The sequence below is a fragment of the Pseudomonas sp. MM213 genome (assembly GCF_020423045.1).
GTDB classification, from domain to species: domain Bacteria; phylum Pseudomonadota; class Gammaproteobacteria; order Pseudomonadales; family Pseudomonadaceae; genus Aquipseudomonas; species Aquipseudomonas migulae.
In genome coordinates, this window is the sequence record NZ_CP081943.1 from 6,082,427 (window position 1) to 6,106,762 (window position 24,336).

Genomic DNA, 24,336 nt, shown 5'->3' on the forward strand with positions numbered 1-24,336 from the left:
GCGGCCTTCATGAAGAATTTTCCGTTGCCCTCTGGCTTATCCCGCGTGGAAGCCGTTACTGTGCGTGCAAAGAATAATTCTCAACAGGGGGGCGTATGAAGGTGTTTTGGGGGCTGGGTAAGCTGTTGACCCTGCTGTTCTGGCTGGTGGTGTTGGTCAATCTGCTGATGCCCTTTGTCAATCCGCTGCACCTGTTGGTCAATCTGGCCGGCGGCCTGCTGGCGTTCCTTCATCTTCTTGAGGCGGTGTTCTGTTTCCGCAGTCTCAGAGGCCGCGCCCACCCTTGGCGTGATCGCTTGAAGATTGTCTTTTTCGGTGTTTTCCACCTGCAAACCATTCCGGCTCCTGCCGTACCGAAGGCTTCCCATGCGTAAACTCTGTCTGCTCGCCGCACTCGTCAGCCCATTCGCCTGCGCCCAGGTGGTCAGCGTCGAAACCAACTCGCTGATGCGCTTGCCCAATACCGCCAGCACCTTGCAGCTGGAACGCCTGGAAGTGGCCGATTACGGCACGTTGCTGATTCCCTCGAACGTGACCGAAGTCAGCGTCGGCGAATTGCGCCTGGGGCGTGAAGCGCGGATCGCCATCGTGCCCGGCGAAACGGCGCTGGAGTTGAAGGTCAGCCGCGCCCAATTGTCCGAAGGCAGCCAGATTACCGCTCGCGGTGCACCGGGTACTTACCTCAAGGCGGCCCGCTCGGGACGCAATCTGAATGTGCAGATCAAGGCACTGAATGCACCGCAGTTGGTGGTTGATGCTCGCGGCGGCGCAGGTGCACCGGGGTTTGTCGGCCTCGACGGCGCCAATGGTCAGGCACCGGGCTGCACCTGGGGCCAGGCCGGTCGCGGGGCCGATGGTAGCGATGGCAGCGACGGTCAGCCGGGTGCGCCGGGTGCGCTGGTCAGGCTGGAAGTGCCGCGTGATTATCCGGCGGAGCAGATCAAGGTTCAGGTCGCTGGCGGCGCGGGTGGTCTGGCCGGTCCTGGCGGTAAGCCGGGGGCGGGTGGCAAGGCCAAGGGGTGCTTCGTCTACAAGGCCGATGGCGGCAAGAGCGGCAAGCCTGGCGTTGACGGCCAGCCGGGGCCTGCGGGTGCGGCGGGTTCGGTGACGGTTCAAAGGTTGTAAGTGGTTTCGGACAATTTCGTCGTCTGAACGATTGCCTTCGCGGGCAAGCCTCGCTCCTACAGGGATCACGCTGTCCATTGTAGGAGCGAGCGGTGCGGCGATCCGACTTGCCCGCGAAGCTTTTAGAACATCGGCCGCGCCGAGGCGATCGCCACCAGCACCAACCCCACAATCAAATTAATCCCCACCAACCGGCGAATCCTCCCCAGTACCGCAGCCCCCGTCGGCCAATCCTGCGCCGTCACCGCCGTGCGCAATTCCGGCAACAGCAACGCCTGAATCCGGATAAACAGCGCGGTCATCACCACGAACAACCCCATCATCACCTGCACATAACGCGGCGCGGCCTCGAAACCGCTGTACTGCAAATGAATCATGCCGACACCGCTGACCGGCAACAGCACCACCGCGATCCAGACCCAGCGGAAAAAACCTTGAAACACTTCTACCCACAGCTTCAACCGGGCCGGGCCTTCCAGCGCCTTCATCGCGGCCGGACGCAAGACCATCCAGGCGAAAAACATGCCGCCGACCCACACCAGGGCGGACAGGACATGCAGGGTGTAAACGATGCCAAAAGGTGTCATTGGGGTACTCCGTTCTGCGCGGGATTAATTAGCGGGGTATGATAGCGGCCGAACCGAACCACTGAAAATTTATCCAGCGTTTTTTGCGCCCGACAATCCATGATCAGCACTGAACTCAAAACCACGATCCAGGGCGCCTACTCGCGTTTTCTCGAAGCCAAGAGCCTCAAGCCGCGCTACGGCCAACGCCTGATGATCGCCGAAATTGCCAAGGTCCTCGGTGACATCGACACCGACGACGAAGGCCGGCGCAGTGGCGACCCCGCGATTGTCGCGGTGGAAGCCGGCACCGGTACCGGCAAGACCGTGGCCTACAGCCTGGCGGCGATCCCGACCGCGAAAGCCGCCGGTAAACGCCTGGTGATCGCCACGGCCACCGTGGCCCTGCAAGAACAGATCGTCTACAAGGATCTGCCCGACCTTATGCGCAACAGCGGGCTGAATTTCAGCTTCGCCCTGGCCAAGGGTCGTGGGCGCTATATGTGCCTGTCCAAGCTCGACATGTTGCTCCAGGAAGGTCACGCACAAACCGCTACCGCGCAGTTGTTCGAAGAAGAAGGCTTCAAGATCGAGGTCGATGAGGCCAGTCAGAAGCTGTTCACCAGCATGATCGAGAAGCTCGCCGGCAATAAGTGGGACGGCGACCGCGACAGTTGGTCCACCGCCCTGGAAGACGCCGATTGGGCGCGCCTGACCACCGATCACAGCCAGTGCACCAACCGCCATTGCCCGAACTTCGGCCAGTGCGCCTTCTACAAGGCCCGCGAAGGCATGGGCAAGGTTGACGTGATCGTCACCAACCACGACATGGTCCTGGCGGACCTGGCCCTTGGCGGCGGCGCCGTTTTGCCCGATCCGCGCGACACCATCTACGTGTTCGACGAAGGTCACCATCTGCCGGACAAGGCCATCGGCCACTTCGCCCATTACACGCGCCTGCGCTCCACCGCCGACTGGCTGGAAACCACCGCCAAGAACCTCACCAAATTGCTCGCCCAGCATCCGTTGCCGGGCGACCTGGGCAAGTTGATCGAGCAGGTGCCGGAACTGGCCCGTGAGATCAAGACCCAGCAGCAATTCATGTTTACCGCCTGCGAACAGGCTGCCGATTTCAAACCCGGCGAAGACGTCGAAGGTCGCGAACGGCCACGTCACCGTTTCGTCGGCGGGGTGATTCCCGAGCACATGCGTGAAATGGGCATCGAGCTGAAAAAGGGTTTTGCCCGCCTCACCGACCTGTTCACCCGACTCACCGAGTTGCTCAAGGAAGGCATGGACGGCGAGGTCAACATCGGCATCGCCAGCAACCAGGCCGAAGAGTGGTATCCGCTGTTCGGCAGCCTGTTATCGCGCTCTTCGGGCAACTGGGAGTTGTGGGTCGCATTCACCGCCGAAGACCCGGAAGACAACCCGCCCATGGCGCGCTGGCTGACCCTGGCCGAAAGCGGCTCGCTGTTCGACATCGAAGTCAACGCCAGCCCGATCCTCGCGGCGGAAATGCTCCGGCGCAATCTGTGGAACGTGGCTTACGGCGCGCTGGTGACTTCGGCGACCCTGACCGCACTCGGCACCTTCGACCGCTTCCGCATGCGTGCCGGGCTGCCGAAAAAAGCCGTGACCGCCGTGGTCCCGAGCCCGTTCCATCACGCCGACGCCGGCGTACTGCGGGTGCCGGACCTGAAAGCCGATCCACGTGATGCAGCGGCCCACACTGCGGCGATCATTCGTGACCTGCCGCAACTGATCGAAGGTTCGCGCGGCACGCTGGTGCTGTTCTCCTCGCGTAAACAGATGCAGGACGTGTTCGACGGTCTCGACCGCGACTGGCGCAAGCAAGTGTTCATTCAAGGCAACCTGTCGAAACAGGAAACCCTGAACAAGCACAAGGCGCGCGTCGATGGCGGCGATTCCAGCGTGCTGTTCGGCCTGGCGAGTTTCGCCGAAGGGGTCGACTTGCCCGGTGCGTACTGCGAGCACGTGGTGATCGCGAAGATTCCATTCTCGGTGCCCGATGATCCGGTCGAAGCGGCACTGGCCGAGTGGATCGAAGCGCGGGGCGGCAATCCGTTCATGGAGATCTCCGTACCGGACGCCTCGCTGAAACTGGTCCAGGCCTGCGGTCGCTTGCTGCGAACCGAAGAAGACCGCGGCACCATCACCTTGCTCGACCGGCGTCTGGTCACCCAGCGTTACGGCAAAGCGATCCTCAATGCGTTGCCGCCATTCCGTCGAGAAATTTCCTGATACGACGGTGGGCAAATCTGCCCACCGCGTTGTCTATCTCTCTGCCATCGCTTTTCCACTGGCCATTGTTGGTCGTTAGGGAGATTTTCGTTCTCATGATTCGCCGTTCGTTGCCTGCTGTTTTTGCCTTGTTGTTCACCACGCCTTTGCTCGCCGCTCCCGCAGGCCAGCAGACGCTGTTCAACTTTGTGCGCCCCGCCGACGTGGTCCAGGTGGCGACTCAGGACGCCAGCCTGCCGCAATCCAATGCAGAGCAAACGGCCGAAGGCGAAGTGCTGCGCCGGGTGACGTTCAACCCGGTGGCCCAGCCAACCCTGCGCCTGACCCCGCAAACCGGGGCCTGGGACTGGTCGCAGTCCGGCGTGATGAGCCTGCGTATTCAAAGCGCAATGAACTGGGCCGTGACCCTCTACGTGAAAATCCAGAGCAACGACGGCAAGACGCTGATCAGCCGCGTCGATCTGCCGGCCGGCCCTGCGCAGACGCTGCTGGTGCCGTTGCAGCCGAGCTCGCCGCTGAGCCTGGGCATGAAGGCCGGTCCGCCGATGCCGATGACTGTCGACGGTCAACGCATCCTGTTGGCCAGCAGCGCCGGTGAGCTGGATCGCAGCCAGGTGGTGTCGGTGACGTTGTCGATGGATCAGCCGAAAGTCGCGCAAAGTATCCTGCTGGAACGCTTTGGCGTGCAGGAAGGCGAGGCCGTCACCCAAGCCGTTTATGGCGGCCTGGTGGACGCTTTCGGTCAGTCGACCCGGACCAAATGGCCGGAGAAGGTCGGCAGCGACGAGCAACTGAAAAGCGCCGCCGCCAAGGAACAGCAACAAACCAAAACCTGGCTGGCCGAGCGCGAGAAGTCGTCGCTGGACAAGTTCGGTGGCTGGATAAAAGGCCCGACGTTCAAGGCCAGCGGTTTTTTCCGCAGCGAGAAACGTGACGGTCGCTGGTATCTGGTGACCCCGGAAGGCCATCCGTTTTATTCGCTCGGGGTCAACACCGTGACCCCGGACGTCAACCAGACTTACATCGCCGGTCGCGAGTGGATGTTCGAATCGCTGCCTAAACCCGAGGAACCGCTGGCCAGTCACTTTGGCGAAGGCGACAACCGGGGTGGCAATGGCGTCGATCAGGGCCGAGGCTACAACGCCGGGCGCTGGTACGATTTCTATGGCGCGAACCTGCAGCGTCTGTATGGCGCCCCTTGCACACCGGGCAGCGACACCAAGGCCGGTGTTGCCGAAGCGGCCAAGGCCGACGCGGTTGAGGCGACGGTCGAGAAGACCGCTGAACAACCCGTCGTTCCTTCCACGGTCGAAGCCGGTGTTGCCGAAGCCGCCAAGGCCGGCGCAGAGGAAGCGACCGTCGCGAAAGCGGTCGAGCAGAAACCCGCCGAACCTTGCACCGCCGTGATTGATGAACAACGCTGGGCCAGCCACACCCTGGATCGCCTGCAAGCCTGGGGCTTCAACACCATCGGCAACTGGAGCGCCCCGGAGCTGGGCAACGCGGACCGCGTGCCCTACACCTTGCCGCTGTCGATCGTCGGCGATTACGCCAGCATCAGCACCGGCACCGACTGGTGGGGCGGCATGCCTGACCCGTTCGACCCGCGTTTCGCCATGGCCACCGAGCGCGCCGTGGCCATCGCCGCCCGCGATCATCGAGACGACCCTTGGCTGATCGGTTACTTCGCCGACAACGAACTGGCCTGGGCCGGTCCTGGTGACGACCCGAAAGCCCGCTACGCGCTGGCCTACGGCACCTTGAAAATGACCACCGACGTGCCGGCCAAACGCGCGTTCCTCAAGCAACTGCGCGACAAGTACCGCAATCAGGCAGGCCTGTCCAAAGCCTGGGGCATCGACTTGCCGGCCTGGGAATTGATGGAAGACCCGGGCTTCGTGCCGCCGCTGCCAAGTGCTGAGTACCCGGAAATCGAAGCCGACTTCAAATACTTCCAGAAGGTCTTCGCTGACACGTACTTCAAAACCATTTCCGACTCGCTCAAGTGGCACGCACCGAATCAGCTGCTGCTGGGCGGCCGTTTCGCCATCAGCACCCCGGAAGCCGTCGAATCCTGTGCACAGTATTGCGATGTGCTGAGCTTCAACATGTACACCCTGCAACCGCAAGACGGTTACGACTTCGCCAAATTGCGCAGCCTGGACAAACCGGTGCTGATCACCGAATTCAACTTCGGCTCGGCCGATCGCGGCCCGTTCTGGGGCGGCGTGACGCAACTGGCGAAGGAAGAGGATCGTGGCCCGGCTTACGCCAATTTCCTCAAACAGGCACTGAGCGAGCCGTCGATTGTCGGCGTGCACTGGTTCCAGTACCTCGATCAACCAGTGACCGGTCGTCTGTTGGACGGTGAAAACGGGCACTTTGGTTTGGTCGGCATTACCGATCTGCCGTTTCAGGGCTTCGTCGACAGCGTGCGCAAGAGCAACCTGGCGGCCGTTGATCAGTTGGGCAAAGAGGCCGAGAAGGCCAAGGCTGAAGCGGATAAAGCCAGTCACGATGCCGAAGGCGGGCGAAAAGCTGAAGCCGGCAAGGGCCCGGGGAAGGGCGCCGGGCAGGCGGGTGGGCATTCGGGGAATGGTCATTAAGGCCTGATCTACTGCGTTATCGTTCTTCGCGGGCAAGCCTCGCTCCTACAGGTTCGGCGGTGCTCCTGTAGGAGCGAGGCTTGCCCGCGAAGGCGTCCTCAAAAACACCATGAATTCCAGATCCAATAGATCGGCAATCCGACCGCCCGGCCCAACCCTGTTCCCAAAACCATCAATGGCTGGAACAATGCCGGCCACTTTGTAGAACGTTTGTCCGAGGGAGTAGCGGGTGCAGATTCAGGGTCATTACGAGCTTAAGTTCGAAGCGGTTCGCGAAGCGTTCGCGGCGTTGTTCGACGATCCCCAGGAGCGTGGCGCAGCGTTGTGCATCCAGGTTGGCGGCGAAACCGTTCTCGACCTCTGGTCCGGCACCGCCGACAAGGATGGCCATGAGGCCTGGCACAGCGACACCATCGCCAACCTGTTTTCCTGCACCAAGACCTTCACCGCCGTCACCGCCCTGCAACTGGTCGCCGAAGGCAAGCTGCAACTGGATGCCCCGGTTGCCCGCTATTGGCCCGAATTCGCTGCCGCGGGCAAGGAATCCGTCACCCTGCGTCAACTGCTCTGCCATCAGGCTGGTTTGCCGGCGTTGCGCGAGTTGCTGGCTCCGGAAGCGCTTTACGACTGGCAAACCATGGTCGATGCGCTGGCCGCCGAATCGCCTTGGTGGACGCCGGGCACCGGTCACGGTTATGCCGCGATCACCTATGGCTGGCTGGTCGGCGAATTGCTGCGCCGTGCAGACGGGCGTGGGCCGGGCGAGTCCATTGTGGCCCGCGTGGCCAAACCGTTGGGCCTGGATTTTCACGTCGGTCTGGCGGATGAAGAATTCCATCGCGTGGCGCACATCGCCCGTGGCAAGGGCAACGTCGGCGATGCCGCGGCCCAGCGCCTGCTGCAAGTGACGATGCGCGAACCGACGGCCATGACCACGCGGGCCTTTACTAACCCGCCGTCGGTCCTGACCAGCACCAACAAACCGGAATGGCGGCGCATGCAACAACCGGCGGCCAACGGCCACGGCAATGCCCGCAGCCTGGCCGGGTTCTATGCCGGGCTGCTCGACGGCAGCCTGCTGGAAAGCGAGATGCTCGATGAGCTGACCCGCGAACACAGCCTCGGCGAAGACAAGACTTTACTGACCCGGACCCGTTTCGGCCTGGGTTGCATGCTCGATCAACCGGATGTCCCGAACGCCACCTACGGCCTCGGCCCACGTGCGTTCGGCCACCCGGGCGCTGGCGGCTCCATCGGTTTTGCTGACCCTGAATACGATGTCGCCTTCGGTTTTGTGACAAATACACTGGGGCCTTACGTCTTGATGGATCCGCGCGCGCAAAAGCTCGCGCGGGTACTGGCCACTTGTCTGTAAAACGCGCTGAAGGGTTCCAGGGCCGGAACCCGAAGGCCTTTATGTTTTCCAACCGTCTGTTTATCCGGGTCATGCCGGCCTGAATTTTTATGACTTCCTTTTTGTGGATTTCCAATGTCACTCAATAAAACCACCCTCGCTTTGGCCCTGTGTGTCGCTGTTACCGGTTGTGCGCAGACACCAAAAAATGATTCGGATGGCAGCAGCTGGTGGCCGTTCGGTTCCTCCGACAAAGTCGCGGCGAAAGAGCCGGCTCCCGCGCCGGCACCTGTGAAGCCTGCCGAGGTGGCCCCGGCTGCCAAGGCTGAAGCCGACGCCGGTGGCAAATGGTGGTGGCCGTTCGGCGGCAAAGAGCAGAGCACGGCCAAAGTCGTGCCGATGCCTGACCCTAAAGTCACTCAGGCCTGGCTCGACGATTACGAACCGCGCCTGCGCACCGCGATCAAGGACAGTAACCTGCAACTCGAGCGCCGTGAAAACGTGCTGGTGGTCACCGCGCCGGTAGAAGGTTCGTTCAACCCCGACCGTCCGGCCATGCTGCTGCCGGTGACCCTCGGCCCGTTCACTCGCGTGGCGAAAATCCTTGAAGTCGATCCGAAGACCGCCGTGCTGGTATTGGGTCACAGCGACACCTCGGGCGCCGCACCGGCCAACGTGAAACTGAGCCAGGAACGCGCACAAGCCGTGGCGGCGATTTTCCGCCTCAGCGGTCTGCAGCGTGATCGCCTGATGCTGCGCGGCATGGGTGGTGAAGCCCCGCGTGCGGCCAACGACAGCGTTGAAGGCCGTGCCTTGAACCGTCGCGTCGAACTGCTGGTGACTCCGCAAAACACCATGGTTGCGCTGTTGAGCAAGTACAACATGCCAGCCCCTGCACCGGTGAAACTGGTCGCTGCCCAGGACGTCAAGCCAGTGGCCAAGCCGGTCACCCCGGCACCGGCCGCGAAGAAAGCCGCTGTACCTGCCACGAAAAAAGCGCCGGCCAAGAAAGCCGCCGCCAAGAAGGCTCCGGCTAAAACCGCGACACCGGCCAAGAAAACCGCGCCGGCCAAAGCCGCGGCAGCTGACAAAAAAGTCGTTGTCGCCGATCCTGTGAAAAAGTGATTCGTTAACCAAAAGGAATGCGCCATGACCCAGGGCCTGGCTGATATGCGTCGCGACTACACCCGAGACGGCCTGACCGAGGCACAAGCCCCGGCCGAGCCGTTCGCGCTGTTCCATCAGTGGTTTGCCGACGCGGTGAAAACCGAGCAGCCGCCGGTGGAAGCCAACGCCATGACCCTGGCCACCGTCGACCAGGACGGTCGGCCGCATTGCCGCATTTTGCTGCTCAAGGGCCTGGATGCGCAGGGCTTCACCTTCTTCACCAACTACGACAGCGCCAAGGGCCAGCATCTGACCGCGAACCCATTCGCGGCCATGACGTTTTTCTGGCCGGCCCTTGAGCGTCAGGTCCGTGTAGAAGGTCGGGTGGTGAAGGTCACGCCTGAGGAGTCCGATGCCTACTTCCAGGTCCGGCCGCTGGGCAGTCGCCTTGGCGCCTGGGCTTCACCGCAAAGTCGCGTGATCGCCGATCGTGCCGAACTGGAAGCGTTGCTCAAGAACACCGAGCAACGTTTCAGCGATACGCAGCCTCATTGCCCTGAGCACTGGGGCGGTTATCGTCTGCTGCCTGAGCGCATCGAATTCTGGCAGGGCCGTTCGAGCCGCCTGCACGATCGCCTCAACTATCGTTTACAAGGCGCCGACTGGATTCTTGAACGTCTGGCGCCCTGAGCAGTCTACCGACCGGGATAACCTGCCGCAGCGGCCTCCAGCCACTGCGGCAGGTCCCGACGCTTGATCTTCTGCGCTTGGGCGTTCGCCAGTTGCTGGAGCATGTAGGCTCTTTTCTGCTCATCGCTCCCCGCCAGGGCTAGCGCCATATCGCGGTCCATCCAGCGTTTGATCCGTACGTACAACCACCCATGGAAGTACAGGCCGGCGACCGTGGTGACGACAATGATGAAGTAATCCATGAAAATCCTTGGGGCAGCGGCGCAGATCTCGTCATTTGCCGCTACTGTTTGATGAGTTCGTGGAGGTCCCTGTACCGGGCCTGAATCAAACCAATTTTATCCGGGCGACGTCGTGACACGCGTCAAGCTGCGGAGTTTAATGGTTACCTGTCCTTTGGAGTTGATGTTATGCGTAAGTCTGTTCTGCTGGTTGCTTCCTTTTCCACGATGGCAATGTTGCTCACTGGCTGCCAATCGAGCTTGACCGGTGACTCCTATTCCCGTGACGAAGCGCGTCGTGTGCAGACCGTTCGCATGGGCACCATCGAATCCCTGCGTCCGGTGAAAATCGAAGGCACCAAGACCCCGATCGGCGGCCTCGCCGGTGCGGCGGTCGGTGGTGTTGGCGGCAGCGCCATCGGCGGTGGTAAAGGCAGCATCGTCGCTGCAGTCATCGGCGCCGTGGCTGGCGGGCTGATCGGCTCGGCCACTGAAGAAGGCCTGACCCGCACCCAAGGTGTGGAAATCACCGTTCGTGAAGACGACGGCAGCATGCGTGCCTATGTGCAGCAGGTTCAGGAGAATGAAGTGTTCCGTGTGGGTGAGCGGGTGCGGATTGCTACTGTAGATGGTACGAGCCGCGTTACGCACTAAGCGGGAAAGCGGGTAAAAGAAAACCCCGATCAGCGTGAGCTGGTTGGGGTTTTTTTTTGAGGCGGGGTTTTGGATTGGGGGGATATCCGTTTCTGCGGTAACGGCTTCCATCGGTTTCGCCCTTACGGCGAGTCACTTGGAGAAGCGCCAAGTAACCAAGCGCTTTTGCCCCTTTCGTTCGGTGGCTCGCTAATGCTCGCCATGCCCTCGCTCCGGTCCTGCTCCGTGGGCCCGCCGCGATCGGCCATCCTTGGCCGTGCGCGGCTAACCCGGCATCCATGCCGGGTTGCCCACTGCGCAGAACCTGCGCTCGGCCTCTCGAGGGGGCGCTCAGATCAAAAGCTGAAGGCGAGCTAACGCTCGGCCTGCTGAGTGGTGAGAATCAAAAGCGTATGGGATTCCCTGTAGGAGCCGGCTTGCCGGCGATGGCGTCCGTCCAGTCAATAAACAGGTTGATTGACCCACCGCCATCGCCAGCAAGCCGGCTCCTACAGGGTTAATGTGCGAGCGATGCCACCACAACCATTCAGGATTAGCGCTCGCCTTGCTTGCGACTCGCCGCCGCCGTCACCGCATATCCAACCAACGCTGCCAATATCGACCCGGTCAAAATCCCCATACGGTCCATCCCGGCGTACTCACTGACGCCCGGTTCAAACGCCAGGGAACCGACAAACAAACTCATGGTGAAACCAATCCCGCAGAGGATCGCAACCCCCAGCACCTGGCCCCAATTGGCGCCTTGGGGCAGGGCGGCGATGCCGGTTTTTACCGCGAGCCAGGTCAGGCCGAACACGCCAAGTGTCTTGCCCAGCAGCAGGCCGATTGCGATGCCCATCGGCACGTGATGGGTGAAGCTTTCGACGGTCACGCCGCTCAGGGACAGGCCGGCGTTGGCGAAGGCGAACAGCGGCAGGATGCCGTAGGCCACCCACGGGTGCAGGGCGTGTTCCAGCGTCAGCAGCGGCGACGGCTCGGCGTTTTTGGTGCGCAGTGGAATGCAGAAGGCCAGGGTTACGCCGGCCAGCGTGGCGTGGACACCGCTTTTGAGTACGCATACCCACAGGATCAAACCGATGATCATGTACGGCCCGAGCTTGACCACGCCGAGCCGGTTCATCGCGATCAGCGCGACGATGCAGGCCGCGGCCAACGCCAGGGACAGGGTCGACAGTGCGCCGGAATAGAAGATCGCAATGACGATGATCGCGCCGAGGTCGTCGATGATCGCCAGGGTCATCAGGAACAGTTTCAGCGACACCGGCACACGCTTGCCCAGCAGGGCGAGGACGCCGAGGGCGAAGGCGATGTCAGTCGCCATCGGAATGGCCCAGCCACCGAGTGCAGCGGGATTGTCACGGTTGAAGAACCAGTAGACCAACGCGGGCACGACCATGCCGCCAATCGCCGCGGCGCCGGGCAGGACCACCTGTGAAGGCTTCGACAGCTGACCGTCGAGGACTTCGCGCTTTACTTCCAGGCCGATCAGCAGGAAGAACAGGGCCATCAGGCCGTCGTTGATCCACAGCAGTGCCGGTTTGGCGATTTGCAACGCGCCGACCTGAGCCACCACCGGGGTTTCCAGAAAGCTGCTGTAGAGCCACGACAACGGGGAGTTGTTGATGATCAAAGCCAGGGCTGCTGCGGCGATCAACAACAGACCGCTGGCAGCTTCCAACTGAAAGAAACGCGTGAAAGTGCTACGCAGAGGCAAGGTCGCTCTCCATCGAGTAATCAAAAAGGTGGCACACCCTAACCCGTACCGTTAGTTGTTAAAACAAAAGTTATATTCTTTTTTGTTATATGCCGTTACAGCACGAAAGGCGACACGGACCTGAGCCTAGCAGTTGCCGGACGTATTGAACCTCAGCTGTATCTGTGCGCGATGTCGGATTTTTCCTAAGCTTGTGGGCTGAGCCTTGTGCCAAGGCCGACTCAACGAGAAAACCATCATGAGCGACAACCGACAGTGGGCCCGGGAAGCGATCCGGATCATCGAAGCGGACTTCCAGCGCAGCGCCGACACCCACCTGATCCCCTTGCCGCTGCCGGGGTTGCCGGGCATCGAGTTGTATTTCAAGGATGAGTCGAGCCATCCCACCGGCAGCCTGAAACATCGCCTGGCGCGTTCGTTGTTCCTCTACGCGCTGTGTAACGGCTGGCTTAAACCCGGCGCGCCAGTGATCGAAGCGTCCAGCGGTTCGACGGCGATTTCCGAGGCGTACTTCGCCCGTTTGCTCGGCCTGCCGTTTATTGCCGTGATGCCGGCCACCACCTCCAAAGAGAAGATCGCGCAGATCGAGTTCTACGGTGGCAAGAGCCATTTGGTGGATGATCCGACGCAGATCTATGCCGAATCCGAGCGCCTGGCGCGCGAGCACGACGGGCACTTCATCGATCAGTTCACCTACGCCGAACGCGCCACCGACTGGCGGGCGAACAACAACATCGCCGAATCGATCTTCCATCAGATGCGTTTTGAACAGCACCCGGAGCCGAGCTGGCTGATTTCCAGCCCCGGCACCGGCGGCACCACGGCGACCCTTGGGCGATACGTGCGTTATCGCCAGCATTGCACTCGCGTGCTGTGCGCCGATGCCGAACGCTCGGTGTTTTTCGATTACTACCTGACTGGCGATGCCAGCCTTCGCCTGGATCACGGTTCGCGGATCGAGGGCATCGGTCGGCCACGGGTCGAGGCGTCGTTTCTGCCAAAGGTGATCGATGCGATGGTCAAGGTGCCGGACGATCTGTCACTGGCGGCCATGCATTACCTGGCGCAGCGTTTGGGACGTCGGGTGGGCGGGTCGAGCGGGACCAATCTGATTGGTGCGTTGATGGCGGCGCAACAGATGGTGGCGGCGGGGGAAACGGGGTCGATCGTGGCGATTCTGTGCGATGGCGGCGAGCGCTATGAGACCAGTTATTACGATCAGGCCTGGCTCAAGGCGCAGGGGTATGAGTTGAGTGGGTTGATGGCGGCGGTGGCCGCGAGTGTCGAGCGCGGCGAGCCGCTTCCAGCGACCGTGCTGCGCGCCAACATCTAACGGCTAACGACGCCCCTGTAGGAGCGAGGCTTGCCCGCGAAGAACGATAACGCGGTCTGTCTGAATGTCCGCGTTATCGTTCTTCGCGGGCAAGCCTCGCTCCTACAGGGTTTTGCATTTATTCCAGGGAATGCAGGTCAGGCTTCCAGGCCGAGGATGTCGCGAGCCACGGCTTCGGCGATGCGAATGCCGTCGACACCTGCCGACAGAATCCCGCCCGCATAACCCGCGCCTTCACCCGCCGGGAACAAGCCCTTGACGTTGAGGCTCTGCATCGACTCGTTACGGGTGATCCGCAACGGTGACGACGTGCGCGTCTCGATCCCGGTCAACACCGCATCATGCAGCGAGTAGCCGCGAATCTGCTTCTCGAACGCCGGCAAGGCTTCGCGAATGGCTTCGATGGCGAATGCCGGCAAGGCCAACGCCAAATCACCCAGCGCAACACCGGGCTTGTAGGACGGTTCAACGCTGCCCAGCTCGGTGGACGGTTTGCCCGCGATGAAATCGCCCACCAGCTGTGCCGGCGCTTCGTAGTTGCTGCCACCCAGCACAAAGGCGTGGGATTCCAGGCGCTCCTGCAACTCGATACCGGCCAGCGGGCCGCCCGGATAATCGACTTCCGGGGTGATCCCGACGACGATCCCTGAGTTGGCGTTGCGCTCGTTACGCGAGTACTGGCTCATGCCGTTGGTCACGACGCGATTCGGCTCGGAGGTCGCCGCGACCACCGTGCCGCCCGGGCACATGCAGAAGCTGTAGACCGAGCGACCGTTCTTGGCGTGGTGCACCAGTTTGTAGTCGGCGGCACCCAGTTTCGGGTGGCCGGCGTACTTGCCCAGGCGCGCGCGGTCGATCAGCGACTGCGGGTGTTCGATACGGAAACCCACCGAAAACGGCTTGGCTTCCATGAACACGCCACGACCGTGGAGCATGCGGAAGGTGTCACGGGCGCTGTGGCCGAGGGCCAGAATCACGTGCTTCGAATGGATCTGTTCGCCGCCGTTGAGCTCGACGCCAACCAATTGACCGTCCTCGATCAACACGTCGGTGACGCGCTGCTGGAAGCGTACTTCGCCGCCCAGTGCACGGATCTGCTCGCGCATGTTTTCCACAACGCCCGTCAGACGGAACGTACCGATGTGCGGTTTGCTGACGTAGAGGATTTCTTCCGGCGCACCGGCTTTGACGAACTCATGCAGGACTTTGCGCCCGATGAATTTCGGGTCCTTGATCTGGCTGTAGAGCTTGCCGTCGGAGAAAGTCCCCGCGCCGCCTTCACCAAATTGCACGTTGGACTCGGGGTTGAGCACGCTTTTACGCCACAGGCCCCAGGTGTCCTTGGTGCGCTGGCGCACTTCGGTGCCGCGCTCGAGGATGATCGGCTTGAAGCCCATTTGCGCGAGCAGCAGCCCGGCGAAAATCCCGCACGGCCCGAAACCTACGACAACCGGGCGTTGCTGCAGATCGGCCGGCGCCTGGCCGACCACTTTGTAGCTGACATCCGGCGCTACGTTGACGTTACGGTCATCGGCGAATTTGTGCAGCAACGCCGCCTCATCCTTCGCGGTGAGGTCGATGGTGTAGATGAAGCACAGTTCGGAGGATTTTTTGCGCGCATCGTAGCTGCGCTTGAACAAGGTGAAATCGAGCAGGTCATCGCTGGCGATGCCCAGGCGCTGCACGATAGCAGGGCGCAGGTCTTCTTCGGGATGGTCGATCGGCAGCTTGAGTTCAGTGATTCGTAACATGACGGGATCCGGTTCGCGGGGCGCACAACTGCGCCAAGGCGTTTGAAGGCGGCGATTATAAGCCCCAAAAGCCGAGTCCCGTGAGGCTTAAACGATCAGTCGTCGCGCGATCCGCCGAAATACCCGCAACCACGCTGAACCTGGCCATCAATGCGCAGTTCGGCGCTCATGTGTTGAACACTGCCGGTGCTGCTGTCGACGCAACGTTGCGGCGCGACCCACAGTTCGATGTGCTGGCTATTGGCTTCGGTGCTGAGGTTGAAGCGGCCATCGCCCAGTTGCTCTTCAACATAAGGGACGGCCAGGGGCGGTTGGCCCGCACGGTCGACGACCATGCCTTTGCCACTGACCTTGACGTTCCACTCGGGCCCGTGGCCGGCGGCGCGCAGGATCAACGGTTTGAAATTCGGATCGCCGCAGGCGGTGCCCGAGCGCTCGACGCGGTACAACTGCTCCAGATCGAGGCGGCTGTCGACGATCCGCCCGCGAACGTCAGCGAACAGCTTGCCCTTCGCATCGGCGAGGCCTGCGGCCTCTTGCAGGACGCTGGTGCCGCCGGTGTCGTTGACCACGAAACTGCGCTGCTCATTGCACGGCTGGAACAACAGCTTGCCATCGGCTGCCGTCAACAGACCCTGCATTCGGGTCTGGCCCACGTGGGAGGCACTTTCACGCGGGCCATCGAACAACTGACAGGCCGCGAACAGTGGAAGCACGGCAACAAGGACTAAGGAACGGGCAACACGCATCTTTGGCTCTCCAGACAAGAGCCGCCACGTTACGCAGCCTGACCGTTCATCACAACCCCGCCGAGGTGTGTTGGTCCACCTGTAGGAGCACAGCTTGCTGGCGAAGGCGATCTTACGGACGCCTTCGCCGGCAAGCCGTGCTCCTACGGATTGTGTTGTTCAGCCGACGTGAAAGGTCTGACCGGTTTGCAGGCCTTCTACGCTTTTGGCGTAGGCCAGTGCCACATCGACAGCCGGAACCGGTTTGAAGCCGCGGAAGTACGGCGCGTATTTGCCCATGGCTTCAACCAGGACATTCGGGCTCACCGAGTTCACCCGCAGGCCGCGCGGCAGTTCGATCGCGGCGGCACGCACGAAGCTGTCGATGGCACCGTTGACCAGTGCGGCCGAAGCACCGCTGCGGATCGGGTCGTGGCTGAGCACGCCGGTGGTGAAGGTGAACGATGCGCCGTCATTGGCGAATTCGCGACCGATCAGCAGCAGGTTGACCTGGCCCATCAGCTTGTCGTTCAGGCCGAGGGTGAAACTGTCGGCGGTCATTTCGTTCAGTGGTGCGAAGGTCACGTTGCCCGCCGCGCAAACCAGTGCGTCGAACTTGCCGGTCTGTTCGAACAGTTTGCGAATCGAGGCGCTGTCGCTGATATCCACTTGGAAGTCGCCGCTGTTGCGACCGATGCGGATGACCTCGTGACGCTCGGACAACTCCTTGTCGATCGCCGAACCAATCGTGCCGCCTGCGCCAATCAAAAGAATTTTCATGTTGTTTATCCTCATGTGTGTTGAAAGTGGCTTCAGTCTAGAGTGGTTTTTTCTGCGGATAAGCGCGCTAATAGGCAACCTTTGGTTTTCTAATGGAAACAATCCATGAGCGAGATGGATGATCTGGCGGCGTTTGCAGTGCTGATTGAAGCGGGCAGTTTCACCTTGGCGGCGCAGCAACTGGGGTGCAGCAAAGGCCAGTTGTCCAAGCGCATCAGCCTGTTGGAGACGCGGTTTTCCGTGGTGCTGCTGCAACGCACCACCCGCCGCCTGAGCCTGACGGCGGCGGGGGCGGCGCTGTTGCCGCAAGCCCAGGCGCTGGTGGTGCAAGTGGAAAGGGCGCGTCAGGCATTGGCGCGGTTGAAGGACGATATGGCAGGGCCGGTGCGTATGACGGTTCCGGTGTCGTTGGGAGAAACCTTCTTCGATGGCTTGCTGCTGGAGTTTTCCCACAAGTACCCGCAGGTGCAGATTGAGCTCGACCTCAGCAACAATTACCGTGACTTGTCCCGCGACGGTTTTGATCTGGCGGTTCGATCCGACGTCGGCAATGACGAACGTCTGGTGGCGCGACCGCTGTTGGCCTGGCACGAACTGACCTGCGCCAGCCCGGCTTACCTTGAGCGACACGGCGAACCGCTGACCCCGCAGTCGCTGGCTGAGCACCAATGTTTGCTCAACAGCCACTACAGCGGCCGCGAAGAATGGCTGTATCACCAGCAGCACGAATTATTGCGTGTGCGTGTGTCGGGGCCGTTCGCCAGCAATCATTACAGCCTTCTGAAGAAAGCGGCGCTGGCGGGCGCCGGCATTGCGCGTCTGCCGTCCTACCTGTTGCAGGCGGAATTGGCTGACGGCCGTTTGCGCTGGCTCCTGCGCGATTATCAGACGCGTCGCATGCCGATGTATTTGGTGCATCCGTATCAGGGTGGGTTGCCCAAGCGCACGCAGGTGCTGGCGGATTACTTGATTGGCTGGTTCAAGCGCAGTGGGGAGGCGTTGGACAGGCTCTAATGATCATGCAAAACCCTGTAGGAGCCGGCTTGCTGGCGATAGCGGTGTATCAGTCAGCATCTCTGTTGAATGTAATACCGCTATCGCCAGCAAGCCGGCTCCTACAAGGGTTATTCATTGTTCTCGGGGTTGTGCCTGGCACAAAAAAACGGCCCGAAGGCCGTTTTTTTGTTTACCGCAAACGCTTAACCACCGAGGTACGCTTCGCGCACTTTCGGGTCGGTCAGCAGTGCTTCACCGGTGCCTTGCATCACCACGCGGCCGTTCTCCAGAACGTACGCGCGGTCAGCGATTTTCAGCGCCTGGTTGGCGTTCTGCTCGACCAGGAACACCGTCACGCCATCCTTGCGCAGCTGTTCGATGATGTCGAAGATCTGCTGGATGATGATCGGCGCCAGACCCAGCGAAGGCTCGTCGAGCAGCAGCAGCTTGGGCTTGCTCATCAGCGCACGGCCGATGGCGAGCATTTGCTGTTCGCCGCCGGACATGGTGCCGCCGCGCTGATTGAAACGCTCTTTCAGGCGTGGGAAAAGTCCGAGGACCTTGTCCATCTGTTCCTGGTAATCGCCCTTTTCAGTGAAGAAGCCACCCATGGAGAGGTTTTCTTCTACGGTCAGGCGAGCAAACACCCGACGACCTTCCGGCACGACGGCGATGCTCTTGCGCATGATCTGCGACGAACTCTGGCCGACGAGCTCTTCGCCCATGTAGCGGATGCTGCCGCTGTGGGCTTGCGGCGAACCGCAGAGGGTCATCAGCAGGGTCGACTTGCCGGCGCCGTTGGCACCGATCAGGGTCACGATCTCGCCCTGACGGACTTCGACGTTGACGCTGTGCAGCGCCTGGATCTTGCCGTAGAAGGTGGAAACGTTTTCGAATTGCAGCATTTACGCTTCCCCCAGGTAGGCTTTGATCACTTCAGGATTGTCGCGGATCTGTTCCGGCGTACCGTCGGCCAGAGGCGTGCCCTGGTTGATCACGACGATGTGGTCGGAAATGCTCATGACCAGTTTCATGTCATGTTCGATCAGCAGCACGGTGACGTTGTGCTCTTCACGCAGCATGCTGATCAGCGCCTTGAGATCCTCGGTTTCCTTCGGGTTCAGGCCGGCAGCCGGTTCGTCGAGCATGAGGATCCGCGGACGGGTCATCATGCAACGGGCGATTTCCAGGCGACGTTGCTGACCGTAGGCCAGGGTGCCGGCCGGACGGTTGGCAAACGCCTTGAGGTTGACCTTGTCCAGCCAGTACTCGGCGAACTCCATGGCTTCGCGTTCGCTTTTGCGGAAGCCCGGGGTCTTGAACAGGCCCGCCAGGAAGTTGGTGTTCAGGTGACGGTGCTGGGCGATCAAGAGGTTCTCGACCGCTGTCATGTCCTTGAACAGCCGCACGTTCTGGAAGGTGCGCACCACGCCTTTGAGGGCGATCTTGTGGCCGGGCAGGCCTTCGATCGGCTCGCCGTCCAGCATGATGCTGCCGCCGCTCGGCTTGTAGAAACCGGTCAGGCAGTTGAACACGGTGGTCTTGCCGGCGCCGTTGGGGCCGATCAGTGCCACGACCTGTTTCTCTTTCACGCTCAGGGCTACGCCATTGACGGCCAGCAAGCCGCCGAAGCGCATGCTCAGGTTTTCGACTTTAAGGATCTCGCGGCTCATTTGCGCAGCTCCATGTGAGGGCGTTGCATGGGCAGCAGACCTTGAGGACGCCAGATCATCATCAGCACCATCAAGGCGCCGAACATCAACATGCGGTATTCACTGAACTCACGCATCATTTCCGGCAACAGGATCATCACCGTGGCGGCGAGTACGACACCCAGCTGCGAGCCCATGCCACCCAGCACCACGATGGCGAGGATGGTCGCCGACTCGATGAAGGTGAAGGACTCCGGTGTCACCAGGCCCTGACGCGCGGCGAAGAAGCTGCCGGCGAAACCGGCGAAGCACGCGCCGAGGGTGAAAGCCGAGAGCTTGATGATCGTCGGGTTCAGGCCCAGTGCACGGCAGGCGATTTCGTCTTCACGCAACGCTTCCCAGGCGCGGCCCAGGGGCATGCGCAGCAAGCGGTTGATTACGAACAGTGCAAACAGCGCGAGGAACAGCGCGACCAGGTAAAGAAAGATCACCTTGTTGATCGAGTTGTATTCCAGGCCGAAGTACTCGTGGAACGTCTGCAGGCCTTCAGCCGCCTTACGTTCGAAAGTCAGACCGAAGAACGTCGGTTTCTCGATGTTGCTGATGCCGTTCGGACCACCGGTGATGTCGGTCAGGTTACGCAGGAACAGACGGATGATTTCACCGAAGCCCAGGGTCACGATCGCCAGATAGTCACCGCGCAGACGCAGGACCGGGAAACCGAGCAGGAAGCCGAAAGTGGCCGCCATCAGGCCGGCGATCGGCAGGCAGATCCAGAAGCTCAAGCCGTAGTAGTGCGACAGCAGCGCGTAGCTGTAGGCGCCGACGGCATAGAAACCGACGTAACCGAGGTCGAGCAGGCCAGCCAGGCCGACCACGATGTTCAGGCCCAGGCCGAGCATCACGTAGATCAGCACCAGCGTGGCGATATCCACCGCACCGCGAGAACCGAAGAACGGCCAGACCAGCGCGCCGACGATCAGCGCGATGATGATCCAGCGTTGGGTGGTCGGCAGGGTCAGGAAATTACTGGCCTTGGCCGGCATCACCGGCAGGTTGGGCGAGGATTTCCAGGCCGAGCTGATCTGCTGGTCGAACAGCACCCGCAGGAACATCAGTACCGAGCACACGGCGATGGTGATCAGCGTTGCAGTGCTGGTGCCATGGACTTCGAGGTTGATGCCGACAATGGTCAGCTTCAGACCGAGTACCGGGTAGGCAACGGCCCACACCAGCAAGGCGCTGAACAACGCCTGTTTAAGATTCCTAGTCATACTTTTTCAACCTCCGGACGGCCCAACAGGCCGGTAGGCCGGAACAACAACACCAGAACCAATAGGCCGAACGCCACGACGTCCTTGTACTGGTCGCCGAAGATATCGGCACCGAAGGCTTCCGCCACCCCAAGCACGATCCCGCCGAGCATGGCGCCGGGGATGCTGCCGATACCGCCCAGTACCGCTGCGGTGAAGGCCTTGAGGCCGACCAGGAAACCGGCGTTCGGGTTGATCACGCCATATTGCATGCTCAGCAGCACGGCCGCGATGGCCGCCAGTGCGGCACCGATGACGAAGGTCAGGGCGATGATGTTGTTGGTGTTGATACCCAGCAGGTTGGCCATCTTGATGTCTTCGGCACAGGCGCGGCAGGCGCGACCCAGGCGAGAGCGGGAGATGAACAGCGTCAGGCCGAGCATGGCGATCAGGGTCACCACGAACACCACGATTTGCATGTAGGAAATCAGCACTTCATGTGCGCCACCTGGCCCGATGGCGAAGTTGCCGGGGATCAGGTTGGGGATGGATTTGTCCTTGGAGTCTTGCGCCAGCAGAACCGTGTTCTGCAGGAAGATCGACATGCCGATGGCGGAAATCAGCGGGATCAGACGGTTGCTGCCGCGCAAGGGGCGGTAGGCAATCCGTTCGATGCTGTAACCGTAGGCACTGGTCACGACGATGGTCGCGAGGAAAGCGGCGGTCATCAACAGCGGAACACTGTCGAGTCCCATCATGGACAGGCCCGCAATGGCGATGAACGCCACGTAGGAACCGATCATGTACACCTCGCCGTGGGCGAAGTTGATCATTCCAATGATGCCGTAAACCATCGTATAGCCGATGGCGATCAGGGCATACGTGCTGCCAATGGTCAGACCATTAACCAGCTGTTGGAAGAAGTGATAGATGTCAGGCATTACAGCGCTCCTAAAAACCTGATACGCATTTCACTGGTGGAGTCATTTTCCCGCTCGAGCCCCGTGGATCTGCATCCACTTCGAACGCGAGGTTTGCCAGCGAACCGCTGATGACGGTTTTGAGATTTTCAGGTGGGGAGACTGGCGGATCACGCCAGCGCGGCCCAATACGTTCGTAAAACAAAGCCCACGGCACGCCGTGGGCTTTATTGGCAGTCAGTCAGGCAACGCCTTACTGAGGCTTGGCTTCAGTTTTTGGTTTGCCGAAGTGCCACTCGTAAACCACAAATTTGAAGTCTTTCAGGTCGCCCTTCTCGTCGAAGCTCAGGTCGCCGGTAGGGGTCTTGAAGGTGCCTTTGTGGATGGCTTCAGCCACTTTGGCGGAGTCTTCGGACTTGGCAGCCTTGATACCGTCGGCAATTACGGTCACCGCCGAGTAGGCCGGGAACACGAACGGACCGCTCGGGTCTTCTTTCTTCGCTTTGAACGCGTCAGCCAGGGCGATGTTGGCAGGATCCTGGTCGAAGGATTTCGGCAGGGTCACCAGCAGGCCTTCGGAAGCTTCCTTGGCGATCTGCGAAATGGAGTCGTTACCCACGCCTTCCGGACCCATGAACTTGGCTTTCAGGCCTTTTTCCTGGGATTGACGCAGGATCAGACCCAGCTCCGGGTGGTAGCCGCCGTAGTAGACGAAGTCGACGTTGGCTTGCTTGAGCTTGGAGACCATCGAAGAGAAGTCTTTGTCGCCGGCGTTGATGCCTTCGAACACGGCAACCTTGACGCCTTTGCCTTCCAGGGTTTTCTTCACGGCGCTGGCGATGCCTTCACCGTATTGCTGTTTGTCGTGCAGGACAGCAACGATCTTCGGTTTTACGAAGTCGGCAATGTAGTTACCGGCGGCAGGGCCCTGGGCGCTGTCCAGACCGATAGTACGGAAGATCATTTTGTAACCGCGATTGGTGATGTCCGGGCTGGTGGCAGCCGGGGTGATCATGATCACGCCTTCGTCTTCGTAGATGTCCGAAGCTGGTTGAGTGGAGCTGGAGCACAGGTGACCGACTACGAACTTGACGCCGTCGTTGACGACCTTGTTCGCGACAGCCACAGCTTGTTTTGGATCACAGGCGTCATCGTATTCAACGGCTTCGAGTTTCTTGCCGTCTACGCCGCCCTTGGCGTTGATCTGTTCGATGGCCATTTTGGCGCCACTGAACTGCATGTCGCCGTATTGGGCTACAGGACCGGTTTTAGGGCCGGCGATGCCGATCTTGATGGTGTCAGCTGCGAACGAATGGCTGGCAACCCCGGCCAGAACCATAGCGGCAAACAGTTTGGAAATCTGCTTAGTAGCCTTAGTCATAGTGCTCCACTCTTACTGTTGTAGTTTTTATAGTCCTGGCGCCGTAGCAGCAGAACCGGGTCAGATATCTTCGAATATCCTCCGGAAAATGCCCCCGGCAACTGTACCGGTACAGTGTAGAGCGCCGATTGTTAGCCTGGGAAGGCAGCGCCGGGGGGCAAAACCTGAGGGTGTCGCTTTTTTGAAAGAAAAAGACAGAATTGCGGCGGGGGTTGTAGCTGAATTCTCAGCAATCCTTGGCTTTCCTGCAGTTTTCAATCGGTAACTCAATTGCATCCGGGTTTTTCTGCCTGACCACCGACGTTATCATCCACGTCGATTTCTTTTCCGGACAGGACCCATGACTCAAGAACCTAGCACCCTCTATGCCAAGCTGCTTGGTGAAACCGCATCTATTACCTGGAAGGAGCTGGAGCCCTTCTTCGCCAAGGGTGCCCTATTGTGGGTCGATCCCGGTCTGGATTTGATCGCCGTTGCCGAGGCCGTGGCCACCGACGAGGGCGAGAAAGTGGCTGCCTGGCTGGCCGCCGACACGGTCGCCAAGCTGTCTGAAACGCGGGCGCTGGATCTTTTCGAACGTGATCCGCAGCTGTGGGCAGTGGTGGTTTCGCCGTGGATTCTGATCCAGGAAAGGGCGACGAAGTGAAGTTGCGCACCGAATGAGTGCATCGCTTCGCCGGGGAAAAGTGTGTAGCCGAGTAGCGTGATGGCATGTTGCCGTAGAGAAAGGCCACAGGCGGAGTTGGCATAACGGTGACGTAAACGTAACGGGCACAGTTTATTGAGCAGCCGATGGGCTGCTTAATTGTTTCTGGATGTTGGATTTGGGGGGCTATTCAGACTGGGAGTTGTGGTTTGTGGGTTGTGTACATATCCATTACTGCGGTAACGGCTGCTAATGGTTTCGCCCTTACGGCGAGTCACTTGGAAAAGCCCCAAGTAACCAAGGGCTCTTGCCCCTTTCGTCCGGTGCCTCGCCATGGCTCGGCATACCCTCGCTCCGGTCCTGCTCCGTGGGCCCGCCGCCATCGGCCATCCATGGCCGGGGGCGGCTAACCCGGCATCCATGCCGGGTTGCCCACTGAGCAGAACCTCCACTCGGCCTCCCCATGGGGCAAGCAGATCAAAATCAAAAGCCAGATCAACACCGCGCGAGGCGGCCTTAAAGCCGACCTGGCTCTTTGGTGGTCCGCGTTGTCCTTCTTTGTTTCGTACACTCATTCCGGACTTGTACACCAAT

The 24,336-nt window shown here is 60.8% G+C and carries 22 protein-coding genes; 11 read left to right on the top strand and 11 right to left on the bottom strand.

Annotated features, from left to right (window positions below; genetic code table 11):
- Positions 1-95: 95 nt before the first annotated feature.
- Together K5R88_RS27670 and K5R88_RS27675 are read left to right on the top strand one after the other, a co-directional pair.
- Positions 96-374 (top strand): DUF1145 domain-containing protein, encoded by a 279-nt coding sequence (locus tag K5R88_RS27670; protein WP_008031667.1) that lies wholly within the window; start codon positions 96-98, stop codon positions 372-374.
- Positions 367-1,125 carry a collagen-like triple helix repeat-containing protein gene (locus K5R88_RS27675; protein WP_008040834.1) on the top strand — a complete coding sequence of 253 codons (759 nt, stop codon included), beginning with the start codon at positions 367-369 and terminating at the stop codon, positions 1,123-1,125. Before K5R88_RS27670 ends, K5R88_RS27675 begins: the two co-directional genes overlap by 8 nt.
- A 122-nt stretch (positions 1,126-1,247) precedes the next feature.
- Here K5R88_RS27675 and K5R88_RS27680 read toward each other — a convergent pair whose 3' ends face one another.
- The gene (locus tag K5R88_RS27680) at positions 1,248-1,712 is read right to left on the bottom strand and encodes a CopD family protein (protein WP_008031665.1); all 465 of its coding nucleotides are present in this window, start codon (positions 1,710-1,712) and stop codon (positions 1,248-1,250) included.
- A 99-nt stretch (positions 1,713-1,811) separates the two neighbouring features.
- On the opposite strand from K5R88_RS27680, the gene dinG reads away from it, so the two are divergent.
- The 5 genes from dinG to pdxH all read left to right on the top strand — a co-directional run bounded on the left by dinG (position 1,812) and on the right by pdxH (position 9,713).
- Entirely contained in the window at positions 1,812-3,956 is a 2,145-nt protein-coding gene (dinG, locus tag K5R88_RS27685; protein ID WP_226298732.1) for an ATP-dependent DNA helicase DinG, read from the top strand.
- Between the two features lie 95 nt (positions 3,957-4,051).
- Positions 4,052-6,562, top strand: a complete 2,511-nt coding sequence (locus K5R88_RS27690; RefSeq protein WP_226298733.1) for a beta-agarase — start codon at positions 4,052-4,054, stop codon at positions 6,560-6,562.
- Positions 6,563-6,791: 229 nt separating this feature from the next.
- Entirely contained in the window at positions 6,792-7,937 is a 1,146-nt protein-coding gene (locus tag K5R88_RS27695; RefSeq protein WP_008040837.1) for an EstA family serine hydrolase, read from the top strand.
- A 114-nt stretch (positions 7,938-8,051) separates the two neighbouring features.
- Positions 8,052-9,041, top strand: coding sequence for an OmpA family protein (locus K5R88_RS27700; RefSeq protein ID WP_226298734.1), 990 nt, complete (start codon positions 8,052-8,054; stop codon positions 9,039-9,041).
- Positions 9,042-9,065: 24 nt separating this feature from the next.
- Positions 9,066-9,713, top strand: coding sequence for a pyridoxamine 5'-phosphate oxidase (gene pdxH, locus K5R88_RS27705; RefSeq protein WP_008031656.1), 648 nt, complete (start codon positions 9,066-9,068; stop codon positions 9,711-9,713).
- A 5-nt stretch (positions 9,714-9,718) separates the two neighbouring features.
- Here the strand turns inward: pdxH and K5R88_RS27710 are convergent, their stop codons facing one another.
- Complete coding sequence (locus tag K5R88_RS27710; RefSeq protein WP_008040840.1) at positions 9,719-9,955, bottom strand: hypothetical protein; 237 nt, start codon at positions 9,953-9,955, stop codon at positions 9,719-9,721.
- Between the two features lie 168 nt (positions 9,956-10,123).
- Here K5R88_RS27710 and K5R88_RS27715 point away from each other — a divergent pair, with 168 nt between their 5' ends.
- The gene (locus K5R88_RS27715) at positions 10,124-10,588 is read left to right on the top strand and encodes a glycine zipper 2TM domain-containing protein (RefSeq protein WP_223453236.1); all 465 of its coding nucleotides are present in this window, start codon (positions 10,124-10,126) and stop codon (positions 10,586-10,588) included.
- 532 nt (positions 10,589-11,120) lie between these two features.
- On the opposite strand, the gene nhaA is transcribed toward K5R88_RS27715, so the two are convergent.
- On the bottom strand, positions 11,121-12,302 hold the full coding sequence (nhaA, locus tag K5R88_RS27720) for a Na+/H+ antiporter NhaA (RefSeq protein WP_226298735.1): 1,182 nt from the start codon (positions 12,300-12,302) through the stop codon (positions 11,121-11,123).
- Positions 12,303-12,537: 235 nt separating this feature from the next.
- On the opposite strand from nhaA, the gene K5R88_RS27725 reads away from it, so the two are divergent.
- On the top strand, positions 12,538-13,635 hold the full coding sequence (locus tag K5R88_RS27725) for a PLP-dependent cysteine synthase family protein (RefSeq protein ID WP_177318900.1): 1,098 nt from the start codon (positions 12,538-12,540) through the stop codon (positions 13,633-13,635).
- A 137-nt stretch (positions 13,636-13,772) separates the two neighbouring features.
- Here the strand turns inward: K5R88_RS27725 and K5R88_RS27730 are convergent, their stop codons facing one another.
- The 3 genes from K5R88_RS27730 to K5R88_RS27740 all read right to left on the bottom strand — a co-directional run bounded on the left by K5R88_RS27730 (position 13,773) and on the right by K5R88_RS27740 (position 16,894).
- Positions 13,773-15,386, bottom strand: coding sequence for an NAD(P)/FAD-dependent oxidoreductase (locus K5R88_RS27730; RefSeq protein WP_192228637.1), 1,614 nt, complete (start codon positions 15,384-15,386; stop codon positions 13,773-13,775).
- 95 nt (positions 15,387-15,481) lie between these two features.
- A complete protein-coding gene (locus K5R88_RS27735) occupies positions 15,482-16,135 on the bottom strand; it encodes a COG3650 family protein (protein WP_226298736.1) in 654 nt (217 codons plus the stop codon).
- Positions 16,136-16,294: 159 nt separating this feature from the next.
- A complete protein-coding gene (locus K5R88_RS27740; RefSeq protein ID WP_008034386.1) occupies positions 16,295-16,894 on the bottom strand; it encodes a short chain dehydrogenase in 600 nt (199 codons plus the stop codon).
- Between the two features lie 105 nt (positions 16,895-16,999).
- On the opposite strand from K5R88_RS27740, the gene K5R88_RS27745 reads away from it, so the two are divergent.
- Positions 17,000-17,908 (top strand): LysR family transcriptional regulator, encoded by a 909-nt coding sequence (locus K5R88_RS27745; protein ID WP_192228639.1) that lies wholly within the window; start codon positions 17,000-17,002, stop codon positions 17,906-17,908.
- 185 nt (positions 17,909-18,093) lie between these two features.
- Here K5R88_RS27745 and K5R88_RS27750 read toward each other — a convergent pair whose 3' ends face one another.
- The 5 genes from K5R88_RS27750 to K5R88_RS27770 all read right to left on the bottom strand — a co-directional run bounded on the left by K5R88_RS27750 (position 18,094) and on the right by K5R88_RS27770 (position 23,096).
- The gene (locus K5R88_RS27750; RefSeq protein WP_008034381.1) at positions 18,094-18,795 is read right to left on the bottom strand and encodes an ABC transporter ATP-binding protein; all 702 of its coding nucleotides are present in this window, start codon (positions 18,793-18,795) and stop codon (positions 18,094-18,096) included.
- Positions 18,796-19,563, bottom strand: a complete 768-nt coding sequence (gene livG, locus K5R88_RS27755) for a high-affinity branched-chain amino acid ABC transporter ATP-binding protein LivG (RefSeq protein WP_008034380.1) — start codon at positions 19,561-19,563, stop codon at positions 18,796-18,798.
- Positions 19,560-20,816: a high-affinity branched-chain amino acid ABC transporter permease LivM gene (locus K5R88_RS27760; RefSeq protein ID WP_008034379.1), complete on the bottom strand. Its 1,257-nt coding sequence runs from the start codon at positions 20,814-20,816 to the stop codon at positions 19,560-19,562. The genes livG and K5R88_RS27760 overlap by 4 nt, the downstream gene beginning before the upstream one ends.
- Positions 20,813-21,736 (bottom strand): high-affinity branched-chain amino acid ABC transporter permease LivH, encoded by a 924-nt coding sequence (gene livH, locus K5R88_RS27765; protein ID WP_008034378.1) that lies wholly within the window; start codon positions 21,734-21,736, stop codon positions 20,813-20,815. The genes K5R88_RS27760 and livH overlap by 4 nt, the downstream gene beginning before the upstream one ends.
- 232 nt (positions 21,737-21,968) lie before the next feature.
- A complete protein-coding gene (locus K5R88_RS27770; RefSeq protein ID WP_223437626.1) occupies positions 21,969-23,096 on the bottom strand; it encodes a branched-chain amino acid ABC transporter substrate-binding protein in 1,128 nt (375 codons plus the stop codon).
- Between the two features lie 340 nt (positions 23,097-23,436).
- Between K5R88_RS27770 and K5R88_RS27775 the strand changes: the two genes are divergently transcribed.
- Positions 23,437-23,742 carry a DUF2288 domain-containing protein gene (locus K5R88_RS27775; protein ID WP_223415777.1) on the top strand — a complete coding sequence of 102 codons (306 nt, stop codon included), beginning with the start codon at positions 23,437-23,439 and terminating at the stop codon, positions 23,740-23,742.
- Positions 23,743-24,336: the final 594 nt, after the last annotated feature.

Excerpts from the sequence above, each read along its gene's own strand:
- K5R88_RS27670 (WP_008031667.1), top strand. The coding sequence starts at position 96 with ATGAAGGTGTTTTGGGGGCTGGGTAAGCTGTTGACCCTGCTGTTCTGG.
- K5R88_RS27675 (WP_008040834.1), top strand. The coding sequence starts at position 367 with ATGCGTAAACTCTGTCTGCTCGCCGCACTCGTCAGCCCATTCGCCTGC.
- K5R88_RS27680 (WP_008031665.1), bottom strand. The coding sequence starts at position 1,712 with ATGACACCTTTTGGCATCGTTTACACCCTGCATGTCCTGTCCGCCCTG.
- dinG (WP_226298732.1), top strand. The coding sequence starts at position 1,812 with ATGATCAGCACTGAACTCAAAACCACGATCCAGGGCGCCTACTCGCGT.
- K5R88_RS27690 (WP_226298733.1), top strand. The coding sequence starts at position 4,052 with ATGATTCGCCGTTCGTTGCCTGCTGTTTTTGCCTTGTTGTTCACCACG.
- K5R88_RS27700 (WP_226298734.1), top strand. The coding sequence starts at position 8,052 with ATGTCACTCAATAAAACCACCCTCGCTTTGGCCCTGTGTGTCGCTGTT.
- pdxH (WP_008031656.1), top strand. The coding sequence starts at position 9,066 with ATGACCCAGGGCCTGGCTGATATGCGTCGCGACTACACCCGAGACGGC.
- K5R88_RS27710 (WP_008040840.1), bottom strand. The coding sequence starts at position 9,955 with ATGGATTACTTCATCATTGTCGTCACCACGGTCGCCGGCCTGTACTTC.
- K5R88_RS27715 (WP_223453236.1), top strand. The coding sequence starts at position 10,124 with ATGCGTAAGTCTGTTCTGCTGGTTGCTTCCTTTTCCACGATGGCAATG.
- K5R88_RS27730 (WP_192228637.1), bottom strand. The coding sequence starts at position 15,386 with ATGTTACGAATCACTGAACTCAAGCTGCCGATCGACCATCCCGAAGAA.
- K5R88_RS27735 (WP_226298736.1), bottom strand. The coding sequence starts at position 16,135 with ATGCGTGTTGCCCGTTCCTTAGTCCTTGTTGCCGTGCTTCCACTGTTC.
- K5R88_RS27740 (WP_008034386.1), bottom strand. The coding sequence starts at position 16,894 with ATGAAAATTCTTTTGATTGGCGCAGGCGGCACGATTGGTTCGGCGATC.
- K5R88_RS27745 (WP_192228639.1), top strand. The coding sequence starts at position 17,000 with ATGAGCGAGATGGATGATCTGGCGGCGTTTGCAGTGCTGATTGAAGCG.
- K5R88_RS27750 (WP_008034381.1), bottom strand. The coding sequence starts at position 18,795 with ATGCTGCAATTCGAAAACGTTTCCACCTTCTACGGCAAGATCCAGGCG.
- livG (WP_008034380.1), bottom strand. The coding sequence starts at position 19,563 with ATGAGCCGCGAGATCCTTAAAGTCGAAAACCTGAGCATGCGCTTCGGC.
- K5R88_RS27760 (WP_008034379.1), bottom strand. The coding sequence starts at position 20,816 with ATGACTAGGAATCTTAAACAGGCGTTGTTCAGCGCCTTGCTGGTGTGG.
- livH (WP_008034378.1), bottom strand. The coding sequence starts at position 21,736 with ATGCCTGACATCTATCACTTCTTCCAACAGCTGGTTAATGGTCTGACC.
- K5R88_RS27770 (WP_223437626.1), bottom strand. The coding sequence starts at position 23,096 with ATGACTAAGGCTACTAAGCAGATTTCCAAACTGTTTGCCGCTATGGTT.
- K5R88_RS27775 (WP_223415777.1), top strand. The coding sequence starts at position 23,437 with ATGACTCAAGAACCTAGCACCCTCTATGCCAAGCTGCTTGGTGAAACC.